Raw genomic sequence first — 22,998 nt, 5'->3', positions numbered from 1 at the left:
GCCCCCGGACAGTTACCCCACCGAGGTGAGCCGGATGTCAGCTCGATCGTTGACGACGGTGCCGGAAATCAGGTCGCGGCCGCGGCAGGAACGGGCCGGCGTACTCGTCACCGGAGTCTCGCCAGGACGGTGGATCCAGCTGCGGGTCCGAGCGCCCGAAACGCGTGGGCACGCGCGAAAGCGTGTGGCCGCATGGCGAACCCGATCGACGGGGCCGATGCTTCGGCCGACAGTTGTTTCGGCCGCAGCGCGGCGGCCTCGGTGCCCCGGCGGTGCGGCGCGACGCGACGACGAATTGCTGGAGTAGGCGACGGTCCGGTCTCCGGCGCACGGGCAGTCGAGGACGGCCAACTCGGGTATCGCTGTGCCGGAAGCGGTGCCGAGCGAGGCTCGCCGGCGCCGGCGTTCGTGGGGGGTGAGCAGCGGTGAGCGGATGGGGTGCCGGGGGAGGTGCCGGGGTGCACGTTCGGGGGCGGATCGTTTCCGCCGCGCACGATATCGACGACGGTGTGGTATCGGTGGAGGGCGAGCGGATCACCGGCGTGCGGACCGCGTCGGAATGGCCGGCGGCACACCCGGATTGGGTGAGGTTGCCGCACTTGGGCACGTTGCTGCCAGGGCTGGTGGATATTCATGACCACGGCGGGGCGGGGCATCGGTTCGACACGGTCGATCAAGAGGAAGCGGCTGCTGCTGCGGCGTTTCATCACAGCCGGGGAACCACGACCGTCCTGGCCGGGATCGTGACGGCCGCGCCCGGCGTGATGGTCGACCAGGTCGCGGCGCTGCGGGAGCTCGCTGCGGACGGGGTGATCGGCGGGATTCACGTCGAGGGGCCGTTTCTTTCCGGGTCCCGGTGCGGGGCACACGATCCGCGATTGCTGCTCGATCCGGACCCGGCGCTGGCCCGTCGGCTGCTCGCGGCGGCGGGCGGCCACCTGCGGGTCATGACCATCGCGCCGGAGCGGCCGGGATTCGCCGATGTCGCACGACTGCTGACCGAGCAGAGCGTGACGGTGTCGCTGGGCCACAGCGACGCCGGATTCGAGGAATTCCGCAACGGTCTGCGTCCCAGCGGTCCGGGTAGCTCGGTCACTCACCTGGGCAATGGCATGCCGCCGATGCACCATCGGTCTGCTGGGCCGGTGGCCGCTGCCCTGACCGCCGCCGCGCAGAGGCAGGCGGCGGTGGAACTGATCGGCGATGGAGTGCACGTTGATTCGGGTTTCGCGGCAATGGTGTTCGCGACAGCCCGCGATCGGGTCGTACTTGTCACCGATGCCATGGCCGCGGCGGGAATGCCGGACGGCGTCTACCGGCTCGGCCCGCAGGAAGTGCGGGTGCGCGATGGCGTGGCACGGGTGGCCGGCGGATCCATTGCCGGCGGTACCGCGGACCTGCTGCGCTGTGTGGCCTGGGTGGTGCGGGAATGCGGTGTGCCGCTGCGGGATGCGGTCCGGGCGGCCACGCTGACTCCCGCCACCACGGCCGGGTTGGCAGACGTCGGTGAGCTGCGAGCCGGCGCATACGCGGACCTCATCGTCGTCGACGACGATCTGCGACTGCGCCGAGTGCTGCACCGTGGGCGGTGGTTGCCGTGATCCCCGCCGAATCGACCGTGGGCGAGCGGCAGCGGCTGTCGCCGGCAGTGCGGCGTGGATGGTCGGCGGCGTGATCATCACTGTGACGGCGAATCCCGCGTACGACCTGACTTATCGGCTGGAGCGGTTCGAATACGGGGCGGTGCAGCGGGTCCCGCAGGTGGAGCAGCGAGTCGGGGGTAAGGGGATCAATGTCGCGCGGGTTATCCGGGCCTTGGGGCGTGACTGTGTCGCAACCGGTTTCGCGGATGCGGGCTTTGCCGCGGCAGCGGGGCGCGAGCTGCCGGTCGACTTCGTGACATGTCTGCCATGGGTGCGGCGAACCGTTGTAATCAGCGAGGCCAACGGCACGACGACCGGACTGTGGGAACCCGGTGCGCCACTGGCGGATCCGGCGGATGCGGAGCGGCTGCTGGCCCGCGTCGGCGGACTGCTGGAACGAGCGCGGGGCCTGGTGATCTCGGGATCGTTGCCGAAGGGCGCGGACCAGAGCCTTCCCGCCGAGCTGGCGCGGTTGGCCGTCGCGGCCGGGGTGCCCGTCATCTGCGATGTGGACGGCGAGGCATTGCGGCACGCTACGCGAGTTCCGGGTGTGCTGCTCATGCCCAATTCCGATGAGCTACAGGCGCTCACCGGGGTCGTCGCGAGTACCCCGGAGGAGGTGGCGGCGGCGGCCCTGCCGCTGCTGGCCGAAGGCGTCGCCGCGATCATCGCCACGCGCGGTGCGGCCGGCATGGTCGCGGTCACGAGAATCGGCGTCTGGTCCGCCCGTTCACCGCAGCCCCTGACGGGAAATCCGACAGGCGCGGGCGACGCCGCCGCAGCCGCCCTGATCATCGCGCTGGCCGCCGACCCGGCACACATGGACGCGAGGAGTTGGCGCGGGGCCTTGGCGGGGGCGGTGGCCACATCGGCCGCGGCGGTCGCCATGCCCGTGGCGGGGGAGGTCGATCTGGGGCTTCGTGATCGGCTGTTCGAGACCGTTCTAGTGGAGCCGGTGACCGTACCGGGTCTTCAGGAGTTTCCATGCCTTTGACGCCCGTGCCCGAACTCATCGCACTGGCGCGGCCGGGTGGGTTGGGGGCTTTCAATGTGATCACGCTCGAGCATGCTGAAGGGATCGCGGCGGCGGCAGAAGCGGCGGGCAGGCCCGCGATCCTGCAGATCTCGGAGAACACGGTGAAGTATCACGGCGGGTTGAAGCCGCTGGCGCGGGCGTGCTTACAGATCGCGGCGGACAGTTCGGCGGCGCTGGCGGTGCATTTGGATCACGCCACCGAGCGCGGGCTGATCGAGGAGGCGGTGGGGGTCGGGCTGAACTCCGTCATGTACGACGGGGCGCGGCTCGACTACGGCGCGAATGTCGCGGCCACCGCGGACATCGCGCGATGGTGTGCGGCGCGAGAGGTGTTCGTGGAGGCCGAACTCGGGGAGATCGGCGGGAAGGACGGCGCGCACGCGCCCGGTGTGCGGACCGATCCGGACGAGGCGGCCGAGTTCGTGGCCGCGACGGGGGTGGGGGCGCTGGCGGTGGCGGTCGGGTCGGTGCACGCCATGCAGGACCGGGCGGCGACGCTCGACGACGGATTGATCGCGCGGCTGGCCGCGCGGCTGCCGGTGCCGCTGGTGCTGCACGGGTCCTCCGGCGTCCCGGACGAGGGTCTGCGGTCGGCGGTACGAAACGGCATGGTGAAAGTCAATATCGGAACCCGCCTGAATATCGCCCTCACCGCGGCGGTGCGGGCCGCGCTGGCCGGGGACTCCGGTTCGGATCCGCGAAAGTATCTGGGGCCCGGCCGCTTCGGGATTCAGCAGGATGTGATGAACCATTTGCGGGTGCTGAACGTATGACCGGGTGCGGGTCGCGGCGCAGATGAGACGGCACGGACATTGAGTGCCATAGTGCGAACGAAAGCTTGCGTCCGGATATCCAGCGTGCAGAGTGGTACTGGTGATCCTCACCGTGACCATGAACCCGGCCTATGACATGACCTACCGGGTCGAGCATTTCGAGCGGGGGCGAGCACACCGGGTGCGATCGGTGGATCAGCGGCTCGGCGGACGTGGCATCAATGTGACGCGGGTGCTCAACCAGCTCGGGAAGTACGCGCGCGCCACCGGGTTCGCGGATCACTCGTTCGCCGCGGCGGCCTCGCTGGAGATGCCGGTGGACTTCGTGCACGCCCTGCCCTGGGTGCGGCGCACGGTGGTGATCAGCGAATCCGATGACGGGACCGCCACCGCCCTGTGGGAACCCGGGCCGCGCATCTCCGAACCGCGCGCCGTCGATCAACTACGGGTGCGGGTGGCCGGACTGCTCTCCGATATGACCGGCCTGGTCATCGCGGGCTCCCAGCCCGGCGGCGTGGACCCGGGCCTGCCCGCCGAACTGGCGCGCCTGGCCATTGCCGCGGGCGTGCCCACCATCTGCGATTTCGACGGTCCGGCACTCGAACTCGCCGCCACCGTCCCGGGCATCACCCTCACGCCCAATACCGAGGAACTGGAACGCCTCACCGGGCAGCCCGCCACCACCGTCCCGGAGATCCTGGCCGCCGTCGAACCGCTCATCGCCGAGGGCGCAGGCGCGGTCATCGTCACCCGCGGCGGCGCGGGCATGGTCGCGGTCACCCGGACCCATGCCTGGTCCGCCGCCCTCCCGCAACCTCTCGCGGGAAATCCGACGGGCGCCGGGGATGCCGCGGTGGCCGCCATCATCGCCGCCCTCGCCGCCGATCCGGCCCCCGACTGGCCCGCCCTGCTGGCCGATGCCGTCGCCACTTCCGCTGCGGCCGTGGTCATTCCCGTCGCGGGCGAGATCGACCGTGTACTGCGCGATCGTCTGCTCCCCACCGTCCGCGTCCGCGAACTGGAGCCGGTCGCCGCCCGCCCCTGATCACAATCCCACAGCGAGCGCCCGGGACTCCCGGGGGCCCGGCTGTCCGATGCCGTCCGTGCGCCCGGTGAGCGGCGTGGTTTGGGCATGCGGGCCGGTCGGATTGGTACTGTCGTGCGGGTGTCGGACCTCGGATACCCGCACGATCAAGGGTCGGGCGTGGACGACAGCTATCGCATGCCCCGCGTGGTGCGCGTGGCACAGCTGTTCGCGGTGGGGCTGGCACTGATCGGGGTGGTGTGCGCGGCCTCGGCCGGATGGCTGCTCGGCAGCAAGTCGGCCATGATGACGGCCCTGCCGTTCCTGCCCGCCTGGCTGCTCGGCCTGGTGGCCCTGACCTTCAATGCCGAAGGCCAGTCGGTGCGTATCGGGGCGATCCTGCTCGCGGTCCTGAACATGCTGTGGACGGTGCCGTCGATCACCGACGGGCGGCCGCCGGGCCCACTGGGACCGCTCGTCTCGCTGGTGGTGATCGTGCTGCTGTTCCGGCGGGAGGCCCGGGACTGGTTCGAACCGTCCTCTTGGTGAGCCCGCGCCGATGACCGGAACCGGCGGCCGGAAGTAACAGCACGGAAATCTCGTCCGTGGATTCGCAATCTGCGTGCAATTCCCGGCTCCTACTGTGACGCCATGAGTTCGGAAGTGACCGCTGGTGGCACGGGTATTCACCTCAGCACGGGTATTCACCTCAGCGGGTTGAGTAAGACGTTCCGGTCGGGGCGGCGCACCGTTCCGGCGCTGGAGGCGGTGGACCTGCATACCGAACAGGGCGCGTTCCTGTCGCTGCTGGGGCCCTCCGGATGCGGAAAGTCCACGATTCTGCGAATTCTCGCCGGACTCGACACCCCGAGCGCCGGCACGGCGCGCATCAATGGCGAGACGCCGGCCGAGCTGCGCCGCCGCCACGAGTTCGGTATCGCCTTCCAGGATTCGGCGCTACTGCCGTGGCGCAGTGTGGAATCCAATATCAAACTGCCCTTGCAGGTGGCCGGGCTCCCGGTCGAACCGCGGCTGATCGCCGACTTGATTCACCTCGTCGGCCTGGAGGGTTTCGAGAAGTCGAAACCGGCACAGCTGTCCGGCGGTATGCGGCAACGGGTTTCGATTGCCCGCGCACTGGTGGTGAAACCCACCGTACTGCTGCTCGACGAGCCCTTCGGCGCACTCGACGATATGACCCGGCAGCGGCTCAATCTGGAACTGCTGCGCATCTGGACCGAAAAGCCCGCCACCACGCTCATGGTCACGCACGGCATCGCCGAAGCGGTGTTCCTCTCCGATGTGGTCGCGGTCATGAGCCCGCGGCCCGGCCGGGTGGTGGAGGTCGTCGATATCGACCTGCCCCGGCCCCGCACCCCGGAGATGATGCGCAGCCCGGAATTCCACAAACTGCACGACTATCTGTCCGAGCTGCTGTTCGGCCGCGGCGGGCGCGGCGGGGTGACGGCGGAATGAGCCGAGGCAGCGAAGAACGCGGCGAACAACTCCGGTTCCACTGGCAGGGCCTGGGCGGGCTCGCGGGTATCGTCGCCCTGCTCGCGGTCTGGTCGATCCTGGCCGCGCTGCGGGTGGCCGGCAATACCGTGCCCGGACCCTGGCAGGTGCTGCACGCCATATACACCGACGGCTGGGCGCTGTACGGCCCCAACTTCGGCGTCACGGCTCGCGGTGCGCTGCAAGGTTTCCTGTGGGGCAATCTGCTCGCCATCGCGCTCGCGGTGCTGGTGGTGCTGATCCCGCCCATCGAAATGCTGGTCACCCAGCTGGCCATCCTGAGCTACTGCACCCCGCTGCTCGCGCTCGGCCCGATCATCCTGGTGGTGTTCGGCGGGCGCACGCCGACGGTGTTCCTGGCCGCCATGTACTGCTTCTTCACCACCATGGTCGGCACCGTCTCCGGATTGCGCTCGGCCGATCGCACCAGCCTCGATCTGATTCGCGCCTACGGCGGCGGCCGCTGGCAGCAGCTGCGCCGCGTGCAGGTGATCGCGGCGCTGCCGAACACCCTGGCCGCCTTGAAGATCGCCGCGCCGTCGGCGGTGCTGGGCGCGATCATCGGCGAATATCTGGGCGGGGTGGACAGCGGAATCGGCGTCGCGCTCACCGCCGCGCAGAACGCCTACGAGGTGCCGCGCACCTGGGGCATGGCCCTCGCGGCGGCCGCGCTCGCCGGACTCGGCTACGCGGCGGTGGCGCTGGTGGCCCGGGTGGCGGTGCCGTGGATGCGGGCGGAGGCGTGATGAGGACTCTCGGCGTATTGCGGCCGATCGGGAAATTCCTGCTGCCGCTGCTGGTTTCGCTAGTGCTGCTGGTCGCGCTGTGGTGGGGTTTCCTGCAGCTCTATCCACAGGTCGGGCTGGTCGGCAAGACGCCGGCGGAGGTCTGGGCCTATCTGGTGACCGGCCCGACCTCCGGTACCGTCCGCCGGTCCATTCTCGGCGAATTGCGGATCACCCTGCGCGACGCGGCGATCGGCTTCGGTCTGGGCATGGGCGGGGCCCTGCTGGTGGCCGCCCTGTTCGTCGGCGTGCCCGCGGTCGCGCAGGCGTTCCTGCCGGTCGCCATGCTGCTGCGCTCGGTTCCGCTGGTGGCGCTCACCCCGATCATCGTGCTGATCTTCGGCCGCGGCCTGCTCGGCGTCACCGTCATGGCCGCCATCGTGGTGTTCTTCCCCGCCTTGGTCATGATCATGACCGGCTTGCGCTCCGCACCGAAGCAGGCCATGGAACTGGTTGCCGTATACGGTGGTTCGCGGTGGACGGCGCTGCGCACGGTCGCCGTTCCGGCGGCCCTGCCGTCGGTGTTCGCGGCGGCCCGCGTGTCGGTGCCCGGCGCTCTCATCGGCGCACTGCTGGGTGAATGGCTCGGCAGCGGCACCGGACTGGGCGCGGGCCTGATCCGTGCCATTCCGACCTTCCAATACAACCGGCTGTGGGCGTCGGTCGCGGTGGTGACGCTGGTGTCGGTGTTCGCCTATGCCGTCGTCGGCGTGCTGGAAAACCTGGTGCTGGCGCGGTTCGCGCCGCAGCCGGGAAAGGACTGAGAACACGAGTTAACCTGGCGCACACAAAGAGCGGGGTAAAGGCAAAATATTCGAAATCGAGAACCCCTAGATTCGCCGCATGAGTCGTATGTCCCGGCCGAGTCCGGTCTCTCAGTTGTCCTTGGATCGGCGATCCTTCCTCCGCTACGCCGGCCTCACCGGCGCCGTGCTGGGTGGAGCCGGACTGCTCGCCGCCTGCGGTGACGACTCGTCCGGGACGGGCAATGGCACCATCGCCGACGGATCGAAATACGGAACCGTGGCGGTGCAGCTGTCCTGGTTGAAGAACATCGAATTCGCGGGCGAGTACTTCGCCGATTCCAAGGGGTATTTCAAGGACGCCGGTTTCGGCTCCGTCGATCTCATCGCCGGCGGTGCGGCCAGCACCTCGGTGGAGGCCGGCCTCGGCACCGGCAAGGTGTGGATCGGCATGTCCGCACCGCAGACCACGGCCCCCGCCATCCTGGAGGGCTTGAATGCCAAGATCGTCGGCGCGACCTACCAGAAGAACCCCTTCTGCATCGTCAGCGCAATGGGCAAGCCGATTCGCTCCCCACAGGATATGAAGGGCCGCAAGATCGGTGTGCAGGACACCAATCAGCTCATCTTCAACGCCCTGCTCACCGCCAACGGCATGACGGCCGCCGATGTCACCATCGTGCCCGCGCAGTTCGATCCGACCCCGCTCGCCAACGGCGAGGTCGACGGCTGGGTCAGCTATGTCACCAATGAACCGATCACGCTGAGCAGCAAGGGTTTCCCCAATTACAACTTCTTGTTCGCCGATTACGGCCTGCCGCTGGTGGCCGAGACTCTCACCGTGAAGCAGGAGACCATCGACAACGAGCGCGAGAAGCTCAAGGCGTGGTTGCTGGCCGATATCAAGGGCTGGCGGGACGCGGTGGCGAGCCCGTCCGAATCCGCGCGCCTGGCCGTCGAGGTGTACGGCAAGGATCAGCGCCTGGACCTCGCCGAGCAGACCATGGAGGCCGGGGCGCAGAACGATCTGGTCGTCTCGGCCGAGACCAAGGCCAACGGGCTGTTCACCATGAGCGAGGAGCTGATCGCCAAGAACATTGCCGCCCTGGGTAAAGCGAAGATCGACATCGCCGCGGACAAGCTGTTCGACATGTCCGTCCTGCGGGAGCTCTACGCCGAGCATCCGGAGCTGAAGGCGCCCTGAGCGCTCGAACGGGAGCTCGCCCGTCATTCCGGCGCGCCCGCCGGGGTGACGGGCCGGACCGCTACCGCGCCAGGCTGGGCCGCAGCGGAATCTCCCCGCTGTGCGCCGAAAGCGGTTCCGCGGTCCGGCTGTTGCGCACGGCCAGCATTTCCGCGGCAATGGCGATGGCGGTCTCGGCGGGCGTGCGGGCGCCGATGTCCAGACCGGCGGGCGAATGCAGGCGAGACAGCGTCTGATCGGTGAAGCCGCCCGCCCGCAGCGCTTCGATGCGGCGGTCGTGCGCGGTGTGCGAACCCAGTGCTGCCAGGAATCCCACCTCGGGTAGTCGCAATGCGATGGTGAGCAGCGGGATCTCGAACTTGGCATCGTGCGAGAGCACGACAATCGCGGTGCTGGAATCGATTTCGCCGGCCGCCGCGAGGGTGTTCAGGTATCGGTGCGGCCAGTCCACGACCACCTCGCAGCCGGGATAGGCCTCCGAACTGGCGAAGGTGGGCCGGGCGTCGCAGACGGTCACCCGGTAGCCCAGCAGCTTGCCCTGGACGGCCAGCGCGGCGGTGAAGGCATTGGCCCCGAACAGGATCAGCCGCGGCGGCCGCACGAACGAGGACACGAACACATCCGAATCCGGCAGCGACACCAGCTCGGTGGCATGCCGGCGATCGGTGACCAGATGCTGGCCGATCACATCCGGATCCGAATGCCACACCACCGTGAACACGGTGACCTGCCGCTGCGCCGCGATATCCGCCGCCACATCCGGGAACTCGGGAAAATGCCTGCGCGAGAACGGTTCGGTGAACACATCCAGGCTGCCGGGGCAATCCATGCCGGCATCGATTCCGCTGCCCGGCCCGAACCGGTGCAGTCCCCGGTGCCCGGTCCGCGCGGACTCCCGCGCCGCCTCGTAGGCCGCGGCCTCCGCGCAGCCCGCCGAGATCGATCCGAACGCCCGCCCCTCGGCGTCGACGACCATCGCCGCCCCGATCGGCATGGGCGTCGACCCTTGGGTCCGCACCAGAGTCGCCAATCCGCCCGTTCGCCCGCTGTGCCACACCCGCAATAGATCGTCGACGATATCCCGCATCTCTAACTTTGCTCCCGATCACCGTGTGCTGTCGCGCGGATAGTCCCGATCGATCCCCGTCGCCAAGTCGTCACACGTGACGCACACCATATCCGCTCGTTGCTTTAAATAAGTGCCCGCCCCCGAATTTCCCGCCGCGTTCGATACGGCCGCTGGCCAGTGCGCACGCCCCAGCACCACCGGGTGCCCGGGCTCCTCGCGAAATACCGCACGCGCCACACCGCTCGCACTTTCATATGCGGCGGCTATGACTCTGGCCACCGCCTCGCCGCCGACATCCGGCGTATCCACCGGCATGATCGCCGCGAATTCCGGCGGCCCGGCGGCCGAGCCGGTGTTCCCATCGGCGGCATTCCCATTCGCAGTAGTCCCCGCCGCAACAGTCCCGCCCGCAGTCATCCGCGCCGCAAGATCGTGCTGGAGTGCCGGTCCACCCGCAACCGCCGCGAGCCCGGCCCGCAGCGAAGCGCTCACCCCGGCCGCCCAGTCGGCCGCCCACACCGGTCGCGCACCCGGGGGCACAGCGATGCGAGGAGTTTGCGAGACCAACCATGACGAGCCCCCGCCCGGACCGGCCTCGCGCAGCGCGGGCCCCGTCGCGCCGAGCACCACGACGACGCGGGCGCAGCCGCCCTCACGCAGCGCCGCGACGGCCGCACGCAGCCAGTCACCGTCCCCGGCCAGGACTTTCGGCATGCCGTAGCGGGTCCCCGCACCCGCGGCCAGGACGATGCCGTCGCAGCGCGCGAGGGTCATGCGGGCAAAGGTTCGGGGGTCATGCGGGCAGGGTAGCGCTGCCCGGTGATGTTCGCTCCCCGAGTGGCACGGACGATCGGCATGGTCGATCCTGGGAGGACGATGACGGACGACAAGATCGACCTCGAGGGTTTCGCCGGGCTGCCGCACCGGGCCGCCGTGGAGCTGTTGCTGACATGCTGCTCGTCACCCGCGTGGGCGCAGGCGGTGGCGGCGGGGCGGCCGTATGTGAGCGTCGATCAGCTGCTCGAGGCCGCCGACGCGGCGCTGGGCGAGCTCGGCGAAACCGAGATCGACCGCGCACTGGCCGGGCATCCGCGCATCGGCGACCGCCCCGACAGCGCGAACTCGGCACGCGAGCAGGCGGGCATGGCCACCGCGGGCGACGCCGTGCGGGCCGCCATTGCCGAGGGAAACCGGAAGTACGAGGCACAATTCGGGCACGTGTATCTGGTGTGCGCCACCGGCAGATCACCGGAGGAAATGCTGCGCATACTCACCGATCGGCTCGGGAACGAAACCGGCGCCGAAAGGCGCATCGTGCGGGCGGAATTGGCGAAGATCAATCGGATCCGGCTGCGGCGATTGCTGAACGAGGGCGACTGCTGAACGAGGAGGAGCGGTGAGCTCACTGAGTACGCACGTGCTGGACGCGGTGCGCGGAACGCCCGCCGCCGGGATTTCGGTGACGCTGTTCGAGGCGAGCGGGGCGGAATTGACGACCGGCGTCACCGATGCCGACGGGCGGATCGCAGCGCTGGCGGGCGACCTGCCCGCCGGGACCTATCGGCTGTCCTTCGGCACCGGGGACTATTTCGCGGCCCGGGCCGTCGAGACCTTCTATCCGGAGGTGACCATCGCGTTCACCGTGACCGGTGAGCGGCACTATCACGTGCCCTTGCTGCTGTCCCCCTTCGCGTTCTCGACCTATCGGGGCAGTTGACCGCCACGGGCTAAGGGTCGTCGGCCGAGAGGCGGGCCAGATCGGCCCGGACCTGATCGGCGCGTTTGACGCCCATACTCTCGTAGAGGGTGAGGGCCTTGCGGAGGAATTCGCAGGCGCGCGCGGTCTTTCCGGCGCGGGCGGCGATATCGGCCAGGGCGTGCCAGGCGTCGGCCTCGCCGTGCACGTCGCCGCCGCGGCGGGCGATATCGAGGGAATCGGAGTAGCAGCCCTGCGCGGCGTCGAGGTCATTGGAATCGCGTTCGATGTGCCCGTGACCGCGGAGCGCGTCCACCCGCAGCAGGGTGTCGCCGATCTGCAGGCCGATGCGGTTCGCCTCGTCGAATTGGTCACGGGCGGTGGCGAAATCGCCGCCGACGCGATTCACATTGCCCAGACCCCACAATGACCAGCCGCGGCTGTAGTTGTCGTCGATCTGCTCGGCGATGGCGAGGGCGGCGCTGTAGAAGCGGCGCGCGGTGACGGGGTCGCCGCCCAAGCGCTCGATGTGGCCCAGCCCGCGCAGCGTATCGCCTTCGAATTTGGGGTTCTGGAGCTGGCGGGCGATGCCGAGCACATCGGCGTAGGCCTGCCGGGCCCGGTCGTAATCGCCTATGTGCCTGGTGACTTCGGCGTAACCCCAGAGCGCGGCGGCCTTGCGCGGCGGATCCTCGACCGCTTCGGCAATGGCGTGCGCCTCGTTGAAGCATTTCGAGGCGACGTCGTAATCGCAGGCCAGGCGGTGCACGGTGCCGAGTCCGTAGAGCACGTCGCACTCGGCGATCCGGTCGCCATTGCCGCGGGTTATATCCAAGGCGCGCACGAACATTCGCTTCGCATCCGACCAATGGCCCAGCCCGGACAGGTGCGAGGCGAGCAGCCGGGCCAGCTCGCCGGTGTCCGCGCCCGACCCCGAGGCCTGGATACAGCCCAGCAGCATCTCCCGTTCCCGGGTGAGCCATTCCCGGGCCTGTGCGATCTCCTCCGGCGGATCCGGGCTGGGCGGATTCGGGAAACTGCCCGCCACATCGAAAGGCCGTGGCGCACCGACCGGTTGCGCGATCTTCACGCTGTAGCGGATGAGCCGCCCGACCGCCGCCGTGTGCTCGCTGGGCAGATCCTCCTGCGCCGCCTGGGCGCGGGCGAACAACCGGGTCACATCGTGAATGCGATAGCGCTGCCCGCGCGGACCGCTGCCCGCCGCGTCCAGCAGGCCCACCTCGAAGATGCGGCGAATCAGCGCATGCGCCGCCTCCTGCGACAGATCCGCCATGGCGGCCAGGGTTTCGGCGCTGATCTCCGAGCCCGGGAACCAGCCCAGCAGCCGCACCGCGCGCCGCAGATCCGGCTCGGACAAGCGCTGGTACGACAATTCGAAAGCGGCGCGCAGGGTTTCACCCTCGGCCGAGAAGCGGGCGAGGATATCGGCGGCGGGCGACTCCTCGGCGGCGGGGCCGTGCTCGAGCCGATCGCGCAGCTGCTGGAACTCCCGGTCGGCGGCGGCGAGCATATCCGGACCGCCGTGCGCGAGCTGACCGGCGATCAGGCGCAGCGCCAAGGGCAGCCGGCCCGCCGTCTCGAGAATCCGGCGCACCGCCCCGACGTCGTAGCCGGGCGGCAGCTGGCTCAGGGTCACCAGCAGCTCCTCGGCCTCCGCGCGCGGCATGGCATTCAATTGCAGCGGCGCGGCCCCCACCAGTCCGGTCAGCTTGCGGCGACTGGTGATCAGCACGAAACAGCCCGGCGCGTGCGGCAGCAGATCCCGCACCTGCTTGGAGTCGAGCACATTGTCGAACACGATGAGCATGCGCCGATCCCGCATCTCGAACCGCCAGCGCTCCGCCCGCCGCGCCTGGTCCGGTTCGATGGTCTCCGGCGGCACCCCGATGCGCAGCAGCAACTGCTCCAGCACCCCCGCCGGGGTGCGCGGCGTCCGGCCCTCGGTGTGACCGCGCAGGTCCTCCCAGATCCAGCCGTCCGGATAGCAGCCGGAATGCTCGGTCACCACATTGCGCGCCAGCGCGGTCTTGCCCATGCCCGCCAGGCCGTTGATCACGTGCACCGCGGGCCGATTCGCCGCCAGATGCTCCCGCACCCGGCGGAACAATTCGGCGCGTTGCTCCTCGCGGCCGACGAAAAGCATTGTCTCCTCGGGAATCCCGCGCCAGGTGGGCAAGGCCGTGCAGCGCCGTGCGACCGCTTCCCGGAACGCCCCCACATCCGCGGCGGGCATATTCAGCAGATCCGTCGTGTCCACCAGCTGATCCCAGCTGGTGCGATAGATCGCGGCCAGATTCTTCAGCGCCTCCACCGTCGGCCGCGGCCGGTTGCGCCCGTCCTTGGGCCCGGGCCAGGATTCGTACTCCGAAATCCGCGCGGCCTTCATCGGCGCCGTGGGCTTCCCGGTGAGCCGGTTGTACTCCGCGGCCACCGCCTCCTGGGTCAGCTCGTTCGCCAGCCGCCACGCCTTGCGCGGCCGGCACCCCCGATGCCGCAATTCCGCCGCCAGATGCTCCAGCAGTTCATGCTCGCGCAGCCCGATGCCGAGCAGAATCCGGCGCAGTTCCTTCCGCGCCTCGGCGCCGACGACATCGGATTCACCGTTCTGGGGCACGGTGTGCCTCCCCGCCTCGGCGGCCGCGCGGAATCCACCGCGGCCGCTGTGAATATTTCCTTGGTACCGCGCCGATTTCAGCTGGTCAAGGTCAGGTGATACGCCAAGAAATTCCGGGCGGCGCTGGGATTCGAAGTGACTCGCGATCTCGCGACCATGGAGCCACCACCAGGACCGGCGAAACAGGGGGCGGTCCGACCGGGCGGAAAGGATCGGGTCAATGGCAATCAACGCTTCCAACTGGCTCATCACCAGCGATGTGGCGCAGGAGGTCGCCTTCCGGGTGGACGTGCCCGAACCGCGACGCGGCCGCTGGGTGCTGTCCTACCTGCCCACCTCCATGCGCCTCACCCGCGAACAGGCCATGGCCGGCGTGGTGCTGGCCGAAATGGTCATTGCCGGACTGCTCGACCCGGGCGGCGAATTCGACGGCGAGATGGCGACACTCAACGCGGGCATCCTCGGCGTCACCCTCACCGATGTCATGTGCCTGCTCGCTTTGCGCGGCGACGACCGGGAGGGGGAGGCGTCAGGATCCACCGGATCCTGGCGCCGCCCGCAGGGCCGCTGCGACGCCGCTCGCCGCGATCGGCACCGCGACGGCAGCGGAGCCACCCGATGATCCTCGATCTCGGACCCTTCGTCTTCGTCATGCCGCTGCCGCGCTTGCACGCCGGCTGGTTCGCCGGATTGTTCACGGCCGTCATTGTTTTCGCGGTCATGGTGATGCTCGTCGTGGCGACCAGCTGCGGCGGCCCGACCGCCACGCACCCGGGGGAGGAGGGCGTTCCGCAGACACGGGTGGCGGGTGACTGCCACCCGTTCTGCGGGACGTTACCGCTCGGCGCGACGTCGCCTCCCGGCCAGGCGATTTCACCCGAGGAGGAGTAGGCCACGGCGTCCTGCTCCTGAGGGCGGATCGCCGTTACGCCGACAGGTGCAGGGCGTCGGTGACGGCGGCGAAGGCTTCGTGAAGGCGCGCGAGCAGGTCGGTGCGGCCACCGGCCCCATTGGCGGCAACCCAGCCGCGGCCGGCGATGCTCCAGCAGGTGGTGGTCAGCTCGGCGAGGATGCGCGGCCGCAGATCGCCGTCGGGCAGGGCGAGCTTGTCGCGCAGCCGCTCGACGACCTGCTGCTCCACGCCGGAACGGGTGTAGTCCACGTGGCCGAGCAGGCTGGGCGCGGTGAGGATCAGGCGCCGGGTGGCGATATAGCGCTCGTCCCAGTCCTCCGGTAGTGCGGTGGCGGTATCGATGAGGGTGTCGCGCAGTGCGGTGAGCAGTGGCCCGGCCAGCTCCCGGTCGGCCAGCGCGTCGAGATAGCCCGTCCACAGCTCGTTCTCGGCCTCGATGGCGACGGCCTCCTTGGTCGGGAACGCCCGGAAGAAGGTGCTGCGCGAGACCTCCGCCGCATCGACCAGTTCTTCGACAGTCGTTGCGGCGAAACCTTTTTCGGTGAACAGCCGCAGTGCTGCGTCGGCGAGGGCGCGGCGGGTGCGGATCCGCTTGCGTTCGCGCAGTGGCAGGGCGCGGTCGTCGATGGCCATACCGGCATCCTAACGCGAGACGAGCCTCAGTCACGAATGAAACTCAGCCAAAATTGATACTTGCGCACGTATGGAACTGAGTGTCAGAATTTAACTCGTCACCGAGCACCACCCTCACCGAGGAGATCGCAATGAGCACCACCGCCCCCGCCACTCTGAACCCGTCGATCATCGGCCGGGCCGAGAAGCATCACACCGCCGTCCTGACCCGCGCACTGGCCGGCACCACACTCGACGAGAAGCAGTGGATCGTGCTGAACCAGGCCTTGGCCGCGGGTGCGCCGGTCGAGCGGGCCGCCCACATCACCCGCATCGCCGGACTGACCCAATGGAATCCCGCGGACGTCGAGACCGCGGTGGCTGCGCTACTCGACGCCGCCCTGCTGCGAACCGCTTCCGGCGAGCTGATCGAGCCGACCGACACCGGCACGGCCCTCGCCGCCAAGGTGCGCGCCGAATCCGGCGCGATCGTGCAAGCCGCCTACGGCGCGGTCGCGCCCGAGGACCTGGCCACCGCGGCCCGCGTCCTCGCCACCATCACCGCCCGCATGGCGGAGGAACTGGCCCGCGCGTGACGGTATCGCACCGCCCTCGCTCGGATCGGCAAGTGAGAATAAAGCGGCGGCACGGGATTTCCCCGCGGTGGAACTGCTGGCGGACGGCCCGTTGCACGCCAGGCCATTCGCTCAAGCGAAGAGGTCGCGCACGAACGGGAGTGAATCGACCAGGGAGGCATTGACCGCTCCGCTGTGGTCCGCGGCGTAGGTGCGCAGAGTGAAGGGCTGGCCGTTGGCCTGCACCTTCGCCGCGAAGGCCAGCGTCGCCGGGGTGATCACGTCGGTGTCCTGCAGACCCTGGCCCATGAATACCGGCTTGTCGTAACCGGTTTCGGGCAGGCCCAGGTAGCCGGCGAGCAGGCCGGGCAGATTCGGGATCTGGGCGAAGGGGCGGGCGAACAGATCGCCCAGGATCACGCGCTGCGCGCCGAGTTCGTCACCGATGGGGTCCAGGCAGGACTGGCTGGAGCGGTCGAGCCAATAGCGGCCCGAATCGGTCAGGTAGGACTCGATATTCAGGTCCGGGTAGGTGGTGCGCAGGCCGTTGAGGATGTAGAGGATGTACGCGGTGATGTGGTTGCCCAGTTTGATGGGCGGCACGTTCGGGCCCAGCGGGAGCATGGCGTTCTCGATGTACGCGGGAACGCCGGTGCCGACCGCACCGCGGTAATCCAGTTCCGGGCCGCCGAATTCGGTGGCGTAACGGGCGGTGGTGACGGCCGCGCCGCCGCCCTGCGACTGCCCGACGACCACCCATTTGCTCGCCAGCGACGGGTAGTGGCGGGTGGCGGCCTTGACGGCGTCGACCACGTTGTGCGCCTCCACGATCCCGTTCAGGTACGGATGGTCGCCGGGTGTTCCGAGGCCCGCGTAGTCGGCGGCGACAATCGCGTAACCCTGCCGCAGCCAGGTCCCCAGATAGGCCCAGTCGCGTTCGCGGGCCGCGGGTCCGGCAATGGAATAGGCGCAGTCGTCGCCGAGCCCGACCGTTCCGTGCGCCCAGGCTATGACCGGCCAGCCACCGGCCGGCGCTGACCCGGGCGGGAAGTAGACGGCCGCGCTCGCGGTTGTATACGCCTCACCCACGGTCGTACTGGTGTAGAGGATCCGTTCCGAACGCACCGATCCGGGCAGGATCGCGGCCTCCGCGAGGGGCTCGACCGCAGTGACCGCGCCGGTGCCGGGGACCGGGGTCGCGAGCGTCGGCGAGCCGCTGACCAGCGCGGCGATCGAAGTGACCGCGAGAGCGGCCGTGCACAGCCATCGATTCCGCATGGGTTCCTCCTCATACCGCTGTGACGGCGCGGCAGCCCTGGACATGCGATCAGATTAGGCCGTGTTTCGGACCCCGGGTGGCCTGCCCCACAACCATCAAGATCACAATCGACTGTGAAGGTGCTCACAAGTCGTCGGTTCCCGGCGAGTCGGGTTCCGGTGGCCGCGATCACGCTAACAGTACGAGCGTTATGCAAAACTGCACGTCAGGCCTACCGGCGAGTAGATTCCCCCGCTGCAATTAACAGGCAAATTTCGCAGAGTTAGCAATGAGCAGGCGAAACCTAGCGGGGATTCACACTTGCAACAGGTAGACGCACATTTTTTCCTGTGCCATCGTGTGGAAGTACACCCCGCGGGCCTAGCAAGCCTGCAAATTGCCGCTCCAGCAGAGATCGGATTCGCGAGAGTCCGGCGAGCGGGGCAACCGAGACCGAACGAAGAAGTGGAGTCAGAGATGTCGACTGTCGGCACCCCGAAGACCGCTGCGGAGATCCAGAAGGACTGGGACACCAACCCGCGCTGGAAGGGCATCACCCGCAACTACACCGCCGAGCAGGTTGTGAAGCTGCAGGGCACCGTCGTCGAGGAGCACACCCTCGCCCGCCGTGGTGCCGAGATCCTCTGGGATCTGGTCAACAACGAGGACTACATCAACTCCCTGGGCGCCCTCACCGGCAACCAGGCCGTGCAGCAGGTCCGCGCCGGCCTGAAGGCCATCTACCTGTCCGGTTGGCAGGTCGCCGGTGACGCCAACCTGTCCGGCCACACCTACCCGGACCAGTCGCTGTACCCGGCCAACTCGGTTCCGTCCGTCGTGCGCCGCATCAACAACGCGCTGCTGCGCGCCGACGAGATCGCCAAGGTCGAGGGTGACACCTCGGTCGCCAACTGGCTGGCCCCGATCGTCGCCGACGCCGAGGCCGGCTTCGGTGGTGCGCTGAACGCCTACGAGCTGCAGAAGGCCATGATCGCGGCCGGCGCCGCGGGCGTGCACTGGGAGGACCAGCTGGCCTCCGAGAAGAAGTGCGGCCACCTGGGCGGCAAGGTGCTCATCCCCACCCAGCAGCACATCCGCACCCTGACCTCCGCGCGTCTGGCCGCCGACGTCGCCGACGTGCCGTCGGTCATCATCGCCCGCACCGACGCCGAGGCCGCCACCCTCATCACCTCCGATGTGGACGAGCGCGACCGCGAGTTCCTGGACGGCACCCGCACCCCCGAGGGCTTCTTCGGTGTGAAGAACGGCATCGAGCCCTGCATCGCGCGTGCCAAGGCCTACGCCCCCTACGCCGACCTGATCTGGATGGAGACCGGCGTGCCGGACCTCGAGGTCGCGCGCAAGTTCGCCGAGGCCGTCCGCGGCGAGTTCCCGGACCAGCTGCTGGCCTACAACTGCTCGCCGTCCTTCAACTGGAAGGCGCACCTGGACGACGCCACCATCGCGAAGTTCCAGCGCGAGCTGGGCGCCATGGGCTTCAAGTTCCAGTTCATCACCCTGGCCGGCTTCCACTCGCTGAACTACGGCATGTTCGACCTGGCCTACGGCTACGCCCGCGAGGGCATGACCGCCTTCGTCGACCTGCAGGAGCGCGAGTTCAAGGCCGCCGCCGATCGCGGCTTCACCGCCATCAAGCACCAGCGTGAGGTCGGCGCCGGCTACTTCGACACCATCGCCACCACGGTCGACCCCAACACCTCGACCGCGGCGCTGAAGGGCTCCACCGAGGAGGGCCAGTTCCACTGAGTTGGAACCGGTTTCGAGGACCTGATCCGGGGCGGTAGTCGCATCACACCTTCCGCCGCCCCGGACCCTCGAACCCGTCGAGGGGGACGTCAGTCCCCTTCGACGGTGTTCATCCGCCCTTCCCGTCGACAGCCCCGGCGGGGAGGGCATTTTCCTATAGCTTTTGAAATCAAGACCTTAAGAAGGCGCAGGGTCGCACCGTTAGTCCGACGCCTTCACCCATAGCCACGACGGCCAAACACAGCAGGAGCGGGACGTGAGCAGCGAAAAGATTCAGCGCGTCGGCATTATCGGCGCCGGACAGATGGGCGCGGGCATCGCAGAGGTCTGCGCCCGGGCACACGTCGATGTGCTCGTGTTCGAACAGACCCGTGAGCTGGCCGCCGCCGGCCGTGCCCGCATCCTGCGGTCGCTGGACCGCGGGGTGTCCAGCGGCAAGATCACCGAGCGGGAGCGGGAGCAGGCGGCCTGGCGGCTGCGCTTCACCTCCGACCTGGGTGACTTCGCCGACCGCCAGCTGGTCGTCGAGGCCGTGCTGGAGAACGAGGAAGTGAAGACCGCGATCTTCGCCGAACTCGACAAGGTCGTCACCGATCCGAACGCGGTGCTGGCCTCCAACACCTCCTCCATCCCGATCATGAAGATCGCCGTCGCCACCAACAACCCGGAGCGGGTGGTCGGCATGCACTTCTTCAACCCGGTGCCGGTGCTGCCGCTCGTCGAGCTCATCACCACCCTCAAGACCTCCGACGCCGTCACCCAGCGCGCCGAGCAGTTCGCCTCCGACATTCTCGGCAAGCAGGTCGTGCGCTCCGCCGACCGCTCCGGCTTCGTGGTCAACGCGCTGCTGGTGCCCTACCTGCTCTCGGCCATCCGCATGGTCGAATCCGGTTTCGCCACCAAGGAAGACGTCGACAAGGCCATGGTGCTGGGCTGTGCCCACCCGATGGGCCCGCTCGCCCTCACCGACCTGGTCGGCCTCGACACCGTGAAGTCCATCGCCGACTCCATGTACGCCGAGTTCAAGGAGCCGCTGTACTCCGCCCCGCCGCTGCTCATGCGCATGGTCGAAGCCGGCCTGCTGGGCAAGAAGACGGGCGCGGGTTTCTACCAGTACAACCGGTAGCGATCGGCACTCGGGTACCGGATTTTCCCGCCCCGTCGGGGCATAAGCTGCAAATAAAGGGTCGGTGTCACCGGCCGACCCGCCCCGGGTTCGACAGAGTCCACCCGGTTTCAGGGCGCAGAACTGTGCGGCGCGCACCCCTCGTGGTGAGCGCCGCACAGGTGACTTAAGGAGGAGTGGCGCGCTCATGGCCAACGTCACCGATGGCTTCGGATCGAGCATCCTGGGCTATCCCCGCATCGGACCGCATCGCGAACTCAAGCGTGCCCTGGAGTCTTATTGGCACGGGACGCTGGATCGGGACGCGCTGCTCGCGGTCGGGCGGGAGATTCAGGAAACTCAGTACCTGGAGCTGGCCGCCACCGGCCTCACGCAGGTCCCGGGCAACACCTTCTCCTTCTACGACCACGTGCTCGACAATGCGCTGCTGTTCGGCGCGGTGCCGAAGCGGTTCGAGCCGTATCGAGAAGGCTTGCACCCGCTCGATTTCTACTTCCTGATGGCTCGCGGACGGCCGGATCTGCCGCCGCTGGAGCTGGTGCGGTTCTTCAACACGCCGTACCACTACCGTCAGCCCGAACTCGACACCGATACCGAATTCTCGCTGCACCCCGAGGCTCTGCTCGACGAGTTCGATCGCGCCAAGGCCGCCGGCATCGAACTGCGCCCGGTGGTGCTCGGCCCGCTGTCGCTGCTGCTGCTGTCGAAGACCGGGCACGTGCCCGGTGAGACCGAATTCGACAAGCTGGTGCTGCTGGACAAGCTGCTGCCGGTCTACGAGGAGCTGTTCGAGATCCTCGCCAAGCGCGGCGCCACCTGTGTGCAGCTGGACGAGCCCTGCTTCACCAGCGACCGCTCGCCGTCCACCCTCGAACTGTTCGAGAAGACCTACCAGCGGCTGTCGAAGGCGCCGCTGCGCCCGCGCATGCTGGTCACCGGCCAGTACGGCGATTTCGGCGAGGCGCTGGAGATCCTGGCGCGCAGCAATGTCGAGGCCATCGGCCTGGACCTGGCCAGCCACCGGATCCGGCCCGATGAGCTGGCCAAGATTCCGGGCATCAAGCGCAAGCGGCTGTACGCGGGCGTCATCAGCGGCACCAATGTGTGGCGCGCCGACCGCTACGTCACCCTCGACTACCTGAACCAGCTCGCCCAGGTCTGCCCCGACATGGTGGTGTCCACCGGGTCGACGCTGCTGCACGTGCCCTACGACCTGCTGGTCGAATACGAGCTCGAGGATCACGTCGCCGACCGCCTGGCCTTCGCCAAACAGAAGGTCCTGGAGGTGGTTTCGCTCGCCAAGGCGCTCACCGAGGGCCCGAACGAGAAGTGGCGCAAGCGTCCCCGCGAGGTGCACTTCAAGCAGAAGCACGCCGTGCGCCAGCGCGTCTACAACGTGACCCCGCAGATGCGCGAGCGCGAACCCTACGAGACGCGAAAGATCGCGCAGCAGGCCAGGCTTCGGCTGCCACTGGTTCCCACCACCACGCTGGGCTCGTTCCCGCAGACCAATGCCATCCGCCAGGCCCGCTACGACCTGGGCCAGGGCCGGCTGTCCTACGACGACTACCGCAAGCGCATCGAAGCCGAGATCGAGTCGACCATCCGCCTGCAGGAGGACATCGGCCTCGACGTCCTCGTGCACGGCGAGCACGAGCGCAACGACATGATCCAGTACTTCGCCGAACTCATGGATGGTTTCGCCACCACCCACTTCGGCTGGGTGCAGGTCTACGGCTCCCGCTGCGTCCGCCCGCCGATCCTCTACGGCGACGTGTCGCGGCCGAAGCCCATGTCGATCGAGTGGATCACCTACGCCCAATCCCTCACCGACAAGCCGGTCAAGGGCATGGTCACCGGTCCGGTCACCATGCTGGCGCGCTCCTTCGTCCGACAGGACCAGCCGCTCTACGAGACGGCCGACCAAGTGGCCCTTGCCATTCGGGACGAAGTGGTGGATCTGGAGAAGGCCGGCATCGCCATCATCCAGGTGGACGAGCCCTCCATCCGGGAGCTGCTACCGCTGCGCGCCAAGGGCCGCGCCGAGTACCTGCGCTGGGCCGTCGGCGCCTTCAAACTGGCCACCTCCGGCGTCAAGGCCGAAACCCAGATCCACACCCACATCGGCTATTCCAGCCGCGAGGACGTGGTCCAGGCCATCGACGAACTCGACTGCGACGTCACCGCCATCGTGGCTACCCGCTCCATCGAATGGGTCCTCAAGGCGCTGACCGACGACTGCGCCGAAGGCCACGGCCTGACCCACGGCGTCGGCCCGGGTGTGTACGAGAGCCGCTCGGCCCGCATCCCGGACATCGACGAGCTGGACGAATTGCTCACGGCCGCAGCGGAAGCCGTCACCCCCGAGCGCCTGTGGGCCAACCCGGACGGCGGTCTGAAGACCCGCCACCACTGGCAGCTGGACCCCTCCCTGCGCAATATGGTCGCGGCCGCCCGCCGCGTGCGCCGGCGCGCCGAGGCGTCCGGCAAGTAGCGCTCGGTACATCACGACAAACGGCGGCACGGGATCGAAATCCCCGTGCCGCCGTTTTATTGTCACTTGCCGATCCAGTCGAGGTAGGTGCGATGCCATCGAGGACGCGGGGCTATATATATTCTACCTA

22 protein-coding genes are annotated in these 22,998 nt (G+C 68.5%); 17 read left to right on the top strand and 5 right to left on the bottom strand.

Features of this window, described 5'->3' with window-relative positions; all coding sequences use genetic code 11:
• The first annotated feature begins 458 nt into the window (after positions 1-458).
• The 9 genes from ACYQ5L_RS36495 (at position 459) to ACYQ5L_RS36455 (ending at position 8,723) form a co-directional block, all read left to right on the top strand.
• Positions 459-1,601, top strand: a complete 1,143-nt coding sequence (locus ACYQ5L_RS36495; RefSeq protein ID WP_459962772.1) for an N-acetylglucosamine-6-phosphate deacetylase — start codon at positions 459-461, stop codon at positions 1,599-1,601.
• A 70-nt stretch (positions 1,602-1,671) separates the two neighbouring features.
• Entirely contained in the window at positions 1,672-2,637 is a 966-nt protein-coding gene (locus tag ACYQ5L_RS36490) for a hexose kinase (RefSeq protein ID WP_459962771.1), read from the top strand.
• The gene (locus ACYQ5L_RS36485; RefSeq protein WP_459962770.1) at positions 2,628-3,452 is read left to right on the top strand and encodes a class II fructose-bisphosphate aldolase; all 825 of its coding nucleotides are present in this window, start codon (positions 2,628-2,630) and stop codon (positions 3,450-3,452) included. The genes ACYQ5L_RS36490 and ACYQ5L_RS36485 overlap by 10 nt, the downstream gene beginning before the upstream one ends.
• Before the next feature lie 100 nt (positions 3,453-3,552).
• Positions 3,553-4,497 carry a hexose kinase gene (locus tag ACYQ5L_RS36480; RefSeq protein ID WP_459962769.1) on the top strand — a complete coding sequence of 315 codons (945 nt, stop codon included), beginning with the start codon at positions 3,553-3,555 and terminating at the stop codon, positions 4,495-4,497.
• A gap of 120 nt (positions 4,498-4,617) precedes the next feature.
• The gene (locus ACYQ5L_RS36475; protein WP_459962767.1) at positions 4,618-5,025 is read left to right on the top strand and encodes a hypothetical protein; all 408 of its coding nucleotides are present in this window, start codon (positions 4,618-4,620) and stop codon (positions 5,023-5,025) included.
• A 102-nt stretch (positions 5,026-5,127) separates the two neighbouring features.
• Entirely contained in the window at positions 5,128-5,952 is an 825-nt protein-coding gene (locus tag ACYQ5L_RS36470; RefSeq protein ID WP_459962765.1) for an ABC transporter ATP-binding protein, read from the top strand.
• Positions 5,949-6,737 carry an ABC transporter permease gene (locus ACYQ5L_RS36465; RefSeq protein ID WP_459962764.1) on the top strand — a complete coding sequence of 263 codons (789 nt, stop codon included), beginning with the start codon at positions 5,949-5,951 and terminating at the stop codon, positions 6,735-6,737. Before ACYQ5L_RS36470 ends, ACYQ5L_RS36465 begins: the two co-directional genes overlap by 4 nt.
• Entirely contained in the window at positions 6,737-7,540 is an 804-nt protein-coding gene (locus ACYQ5L_RS36460; RefSeq protein WP_459962763.1) for an ABC transporter permease, read from the top strand. Before ACYQ5L_RS36465 ends, ACYQ5L_RS36460 begins: the two co-directional genes overlap by 1 nt.
• 79 nt (positions 7,541-7,619) lie before the next feature.
• On the top strand, positions 7,620-8,723 hold the full coding sequence (locus ACYQ5L_RS36455; protein ID WP_459962762.1) for an ABC transporter substrate-binding protein: 1,104 nt from the start codon (positions 7,620-7,622) through the stop codon (positions 8,721-8,723).
• A gap of 61 nt (positions 8,724-8,784) precedes the next feature.
• Here ACYQ5L_RS36455 and ACYQ5L_RS36450 read toward each other — a convergent pair whose 3' ends face one another.
• Positions 8,785-9,810 (bottom strand): XdhC family protein, encoded by a 1,026-nt coding sequence (locus tag ACYQ5L_RS36450; RefSeq protein WP_459962760.1) that lies wholly within the window; start codon positions 9,808-9,810, stop codon positions 8,785-8,787.
• Between the two features lie 18 nt (positions 9,811-9,828).
• Positions 9,829-10,566: a nucleotidyltransferase family protein gene (locus ACYQ5L_RS36445; RefSeq protein ID WP_459962759.1), complete on the bottom strand. Its 738-nt coding sequence runs from the start codon at positions 10,564-10,566 to the stop codon at positions 9,829-9,831.
• Positions 10,567-10,668: 102 nt separating this feature from the next.
• Here ACYQ5L_RS36445 and uraD point away from each other — a divergent pair, with 102 nt between their 5' ends.
• Together uraD and uraH are read left to right on the top strand one after the other, a co-directional pair.
• Positions 10,669-11,175 carry a 2-oxo-4-hydroxy-4-carboxy-5-ureidoimidazoline decarboxylase gene (gene uraD / locus ACYQ5L_RS36440; RefSeq protein ID WP_459962758.1) on the top strand — a complete coding sequence of 169 codons (507 nt, stop codon included), beginning with the start codon at positions 10,669-10,671 and terminating at the stop codon, positions 11,173-11,175.
• A 13-nt stretch (positions 11,176-11,188) separates the two neighbouring features.
• Positions 11,189-11,509: a hydroxyisourate hydrolase gene (uraH, locus tag ACYQ5L_RS36435; RefSeq protein WP_459962757.1), complete on the top strand. Its 321-nt coding sequence runs from the start codon at positions 11,189-11,191 to the stop codon at positions 11,507-11,509.
• A 10-nt stretch (positions 11,510-11,519) separates the two neighbouring features.
• On the opposite strand, the gene ACYQ5L_RS36430 is transcribed toward uraH, so the two are convergent.
• Positions 11,520-14,123: a tetratricopeptide repeat protein gene (locus tag ACYQ5L_RS36430; RefSeq protein WP_459962756.1), complete on the bottom strand. Its 2,604-nt coding sequence runs from the start codon at positions 14,121-14,123 to the stop codon at positions 11,520-11,522.
• 220 nt (positions 14,124-14,343) lie between these two features.
• Here ACYQ5L_RS36430 and ACYQ5L_RS36425 point away from each other — a divergent pair, with 220 nt between their 5' ends.
• Both ACYQ5L_RS36425 and ACYQ5L_RS36420 read left to right on the top strand, forming a co-directional pair.
• Positions 14,344-14,745 carry a hypothetical protein gene (locus ACYQ5L_RS36425; protein WP_459962755.1) on the top strand — a complete coding sequence of 134 codons (402 nt, stop codon included), beginning with the start codon at positions 14,344-14,346 and terminating at the stop codon, positions 14,743-14,745.
• Positions 14,742-15,014: a hypothetical protein gene (locus ACYQ5L_RS36420; RefSeq protein ID WP_459962754.1), complete on the top strand. Its 273-nt coding sequence runs from the start codon at positions 14,742-14,744 to the stop codon at positions 15,012-15,014. The genes ACYQ5L_RS36425 and ACYQ5L_RS36420 overlap by 4 nt, the downstream gene beginning before the upstream one ends.
• 34 nt (positions 15,015-15,048) lie before the next feature.
• Here ACYQ5L_RS36420 and ACYQ5L_RS36415 read toward each other — a convergent pair whose 3' ends face one another.
• Positions 15,049-15,669, bottom strand: a complete 621-nt coding sequence (locus ACYQ5L_RS36415; protein ID WP_459962753.1) for a TetR/AcrR family transcriptional regulator — start codon at positions 15,667-15,669, stop codon at positions 15,049-15,051.
• 131 nt (positions 15,670-15,800) lie between these two features.
• Between ACYQ5L_RS36415 and ACYQ5L_RS36410 the strand changes: the two genes are divergently transcribed.
• The gene (locus tag ACYQ5L_RS36410) at positions 15,801-16,244 is read left to right on the top strand and encodes a hypothetical protein (protein ID WP_459962752.1); all 444 of its coding nucleotides are present in this window, start codon (positions 15,801-15,803) and stop codon (positions 16,242-16,244) included.
• Between the two features lie 111 nt (positions 16,245-16,355).
• Here the strand turns inward: ACYQ5L_RS36410 and ACYQ5L_RS36405 are convergent, their stop codons facing one another.
• Positions 16,356-17,501, bottom strand: coding sequence for a lipase family protein (locus ACYQ5L_RS36405; RefSeq protein WP_459962751.1), 1,146 nt, complete (start codon positions 17,499-17,501; stop codon positions 16,356-16,358).
• A 457-nt stretch (positions 17,502-17,958) separates the two neighbouring features.
• Between ACYQ5L_RS36405 and aceA the strand changes: the two genes are divergently transcribed.
• The 3 genes from aceA to metE all read left to right on the top strand — a co-directional run bounded on the left by aceA (position 17,959) and on the right by metE (position 22,868).
• Positions 17,959-19,248: an isocitrate lyase gene (gene aceA / locus ACYQ5L_RS36400; protein ID WP_459962749.1), complete on the top strand. Its 1,290-nt coding sequence runs from the start codon at positions 17,959-17,961 to the stop codon at positions 19,246-19,248.
• 256 nt (positions 19,249-19,504) lie between these two features.
• Positions 19,505-20,374: a 3-hydroxybutyryl-CoA dehydrogenase gene (locus tag ACYQ5L_RS36395; RefSeq protein ID WP_459962748.1), complete on the top strand. Its 870-nt coding sequence runs from the start codon at positions 19,505-19,507 to the stop codon at positions 20,372-20,374.
• 187 nt (positions 20,375-20,561) lie between these two features.
• Complete coding sequence (gene metE, locus ACYQ5L_RS36390; protein WP_459962747.1) at positions 20,562-22,868, top strand: 5-methyltetrahydropteroyltriglutamate--homocysteine S-methyltransferase; 2,307 nt, start codon at positions 20,562-20,564, stop codon at positions 22,866-22,868.
• Positions 22,869-22,998: the final 130 nt, after the last annotated feature.

Source organism: Nocardia sp. IFM 10818, from assembly GCF_054655275.1.
Note: the sequence above shows the minus strand (reverse complement) of the source record. Positions and strands in the feature narration are given on the sequence as shown.

Bases quoted from the DNA above. Each gene is read 5' to 3' on its own strand.
- aceA (WP_459962749.1), top strand. From the start codon at position 17,959: ATGTCGACTGTCGGCACCCCGAAGACCGCTGCGGAGATCCAGAAGGAC.
- ACYQ5L_RS36420 (WP_459962754.1), top strand. From the start codon at position 14,742: ATGATCCTCGATCTCGGACCCTTCGTCTTCGTCATGCCGCTGCCGCGC.
- ACYQ5L_RS36460 (WP_459962763.1), top strand. From the start codon at position 6,737: ATGAGGACTCTCGGCGTATTGCGGCCGATCGGGAAATTCCTGCTGCCG.
- ACYQ5L_RS36405 (WP_459962751.1), bottom strand. From the start codon at position 17,501: ATGCGGAATCGATGGCTGTGCACGGCCGCTCTCGCGGTCACTTCGATC.
- ACYQ5L_RS36465 (WP_459962764.1), top strand. From the start codon at position 5,949: ATGAGCCGAGGCAGCGAAGAACGCGGCGAACAACTCCGGTTCCACTGG.
- ACYQ5L_RS36470 (WP_459962765.1), top strand. From the start codon at position 5,128: ATGAGTTCGGAAGTGACCGCTGGTGGCACGGGTATTCACCTCAGCACG.
- ACYQ5L_RS36415 (WP_459962753.1), bottom strand. From the start codon at position 15,669: ATGGCCATCGACGACCGCGCCCTGCCACTGCGCGAACGCAAGCGGATC.
- ACYQ5L_RS36485 (WP_459962770.1), top strand. From the start codon at position 2,628: ATGCCTTTGACGCCCGTGCCCGAACTCATCGCACTGGCGCGGCCGGGT.
- ACYQ5L_RS36450 (WP_459962760.1), bottom strand. From the start codon at position 9,810: ATGCGGGATATCGTCGACGATCTATTGCGGGTGTGGCACAGCGGGCGA.
- uraD (WP_459962758.1), top strand. From the start codon at position 10,669: ATGACGGACGACAAGATCGACCTCGAGGGTTTCGCCGGGCTGCCGCAC.
- ACYQ5L_RS36455 (WP_459962762.1), top strand. From the start codon at position 7,620: ATGAGTCGTATGTCCCGGCCGAGTCCGGTCTCTCAGTTGTCCTTGGAT.
- ACYQ5L_RS36445 (WP_459962759.1), bottom strand. From the start codon at position 10,566: ATGACCCTCGCGCGCTGCGACGGCATCGTCCTGGCCGCGGGTGCGGGG.
- ACYQ5L_RS36410 (WP_459962752.1), top strand. From the start codon at position 15,801: ATGAGCACCACCGCCCCCGCCACTCTGAACCCGTCGATCATCGGCCGG.
- ACYQ5L_RS36425 (WP_459962755.1), top strand. From the start codon at position 14,344: ATGGCAATCAACGCTTCCAACTGGCTCATCACCAGCGATGTGGCGCAG.
- metE (WP_459962747.1), top strand. From the start codon at position 20,562: ATGGCCAACGTCACCGATGGCTTCGGATCGAGCATCCTGGGCTATCCC.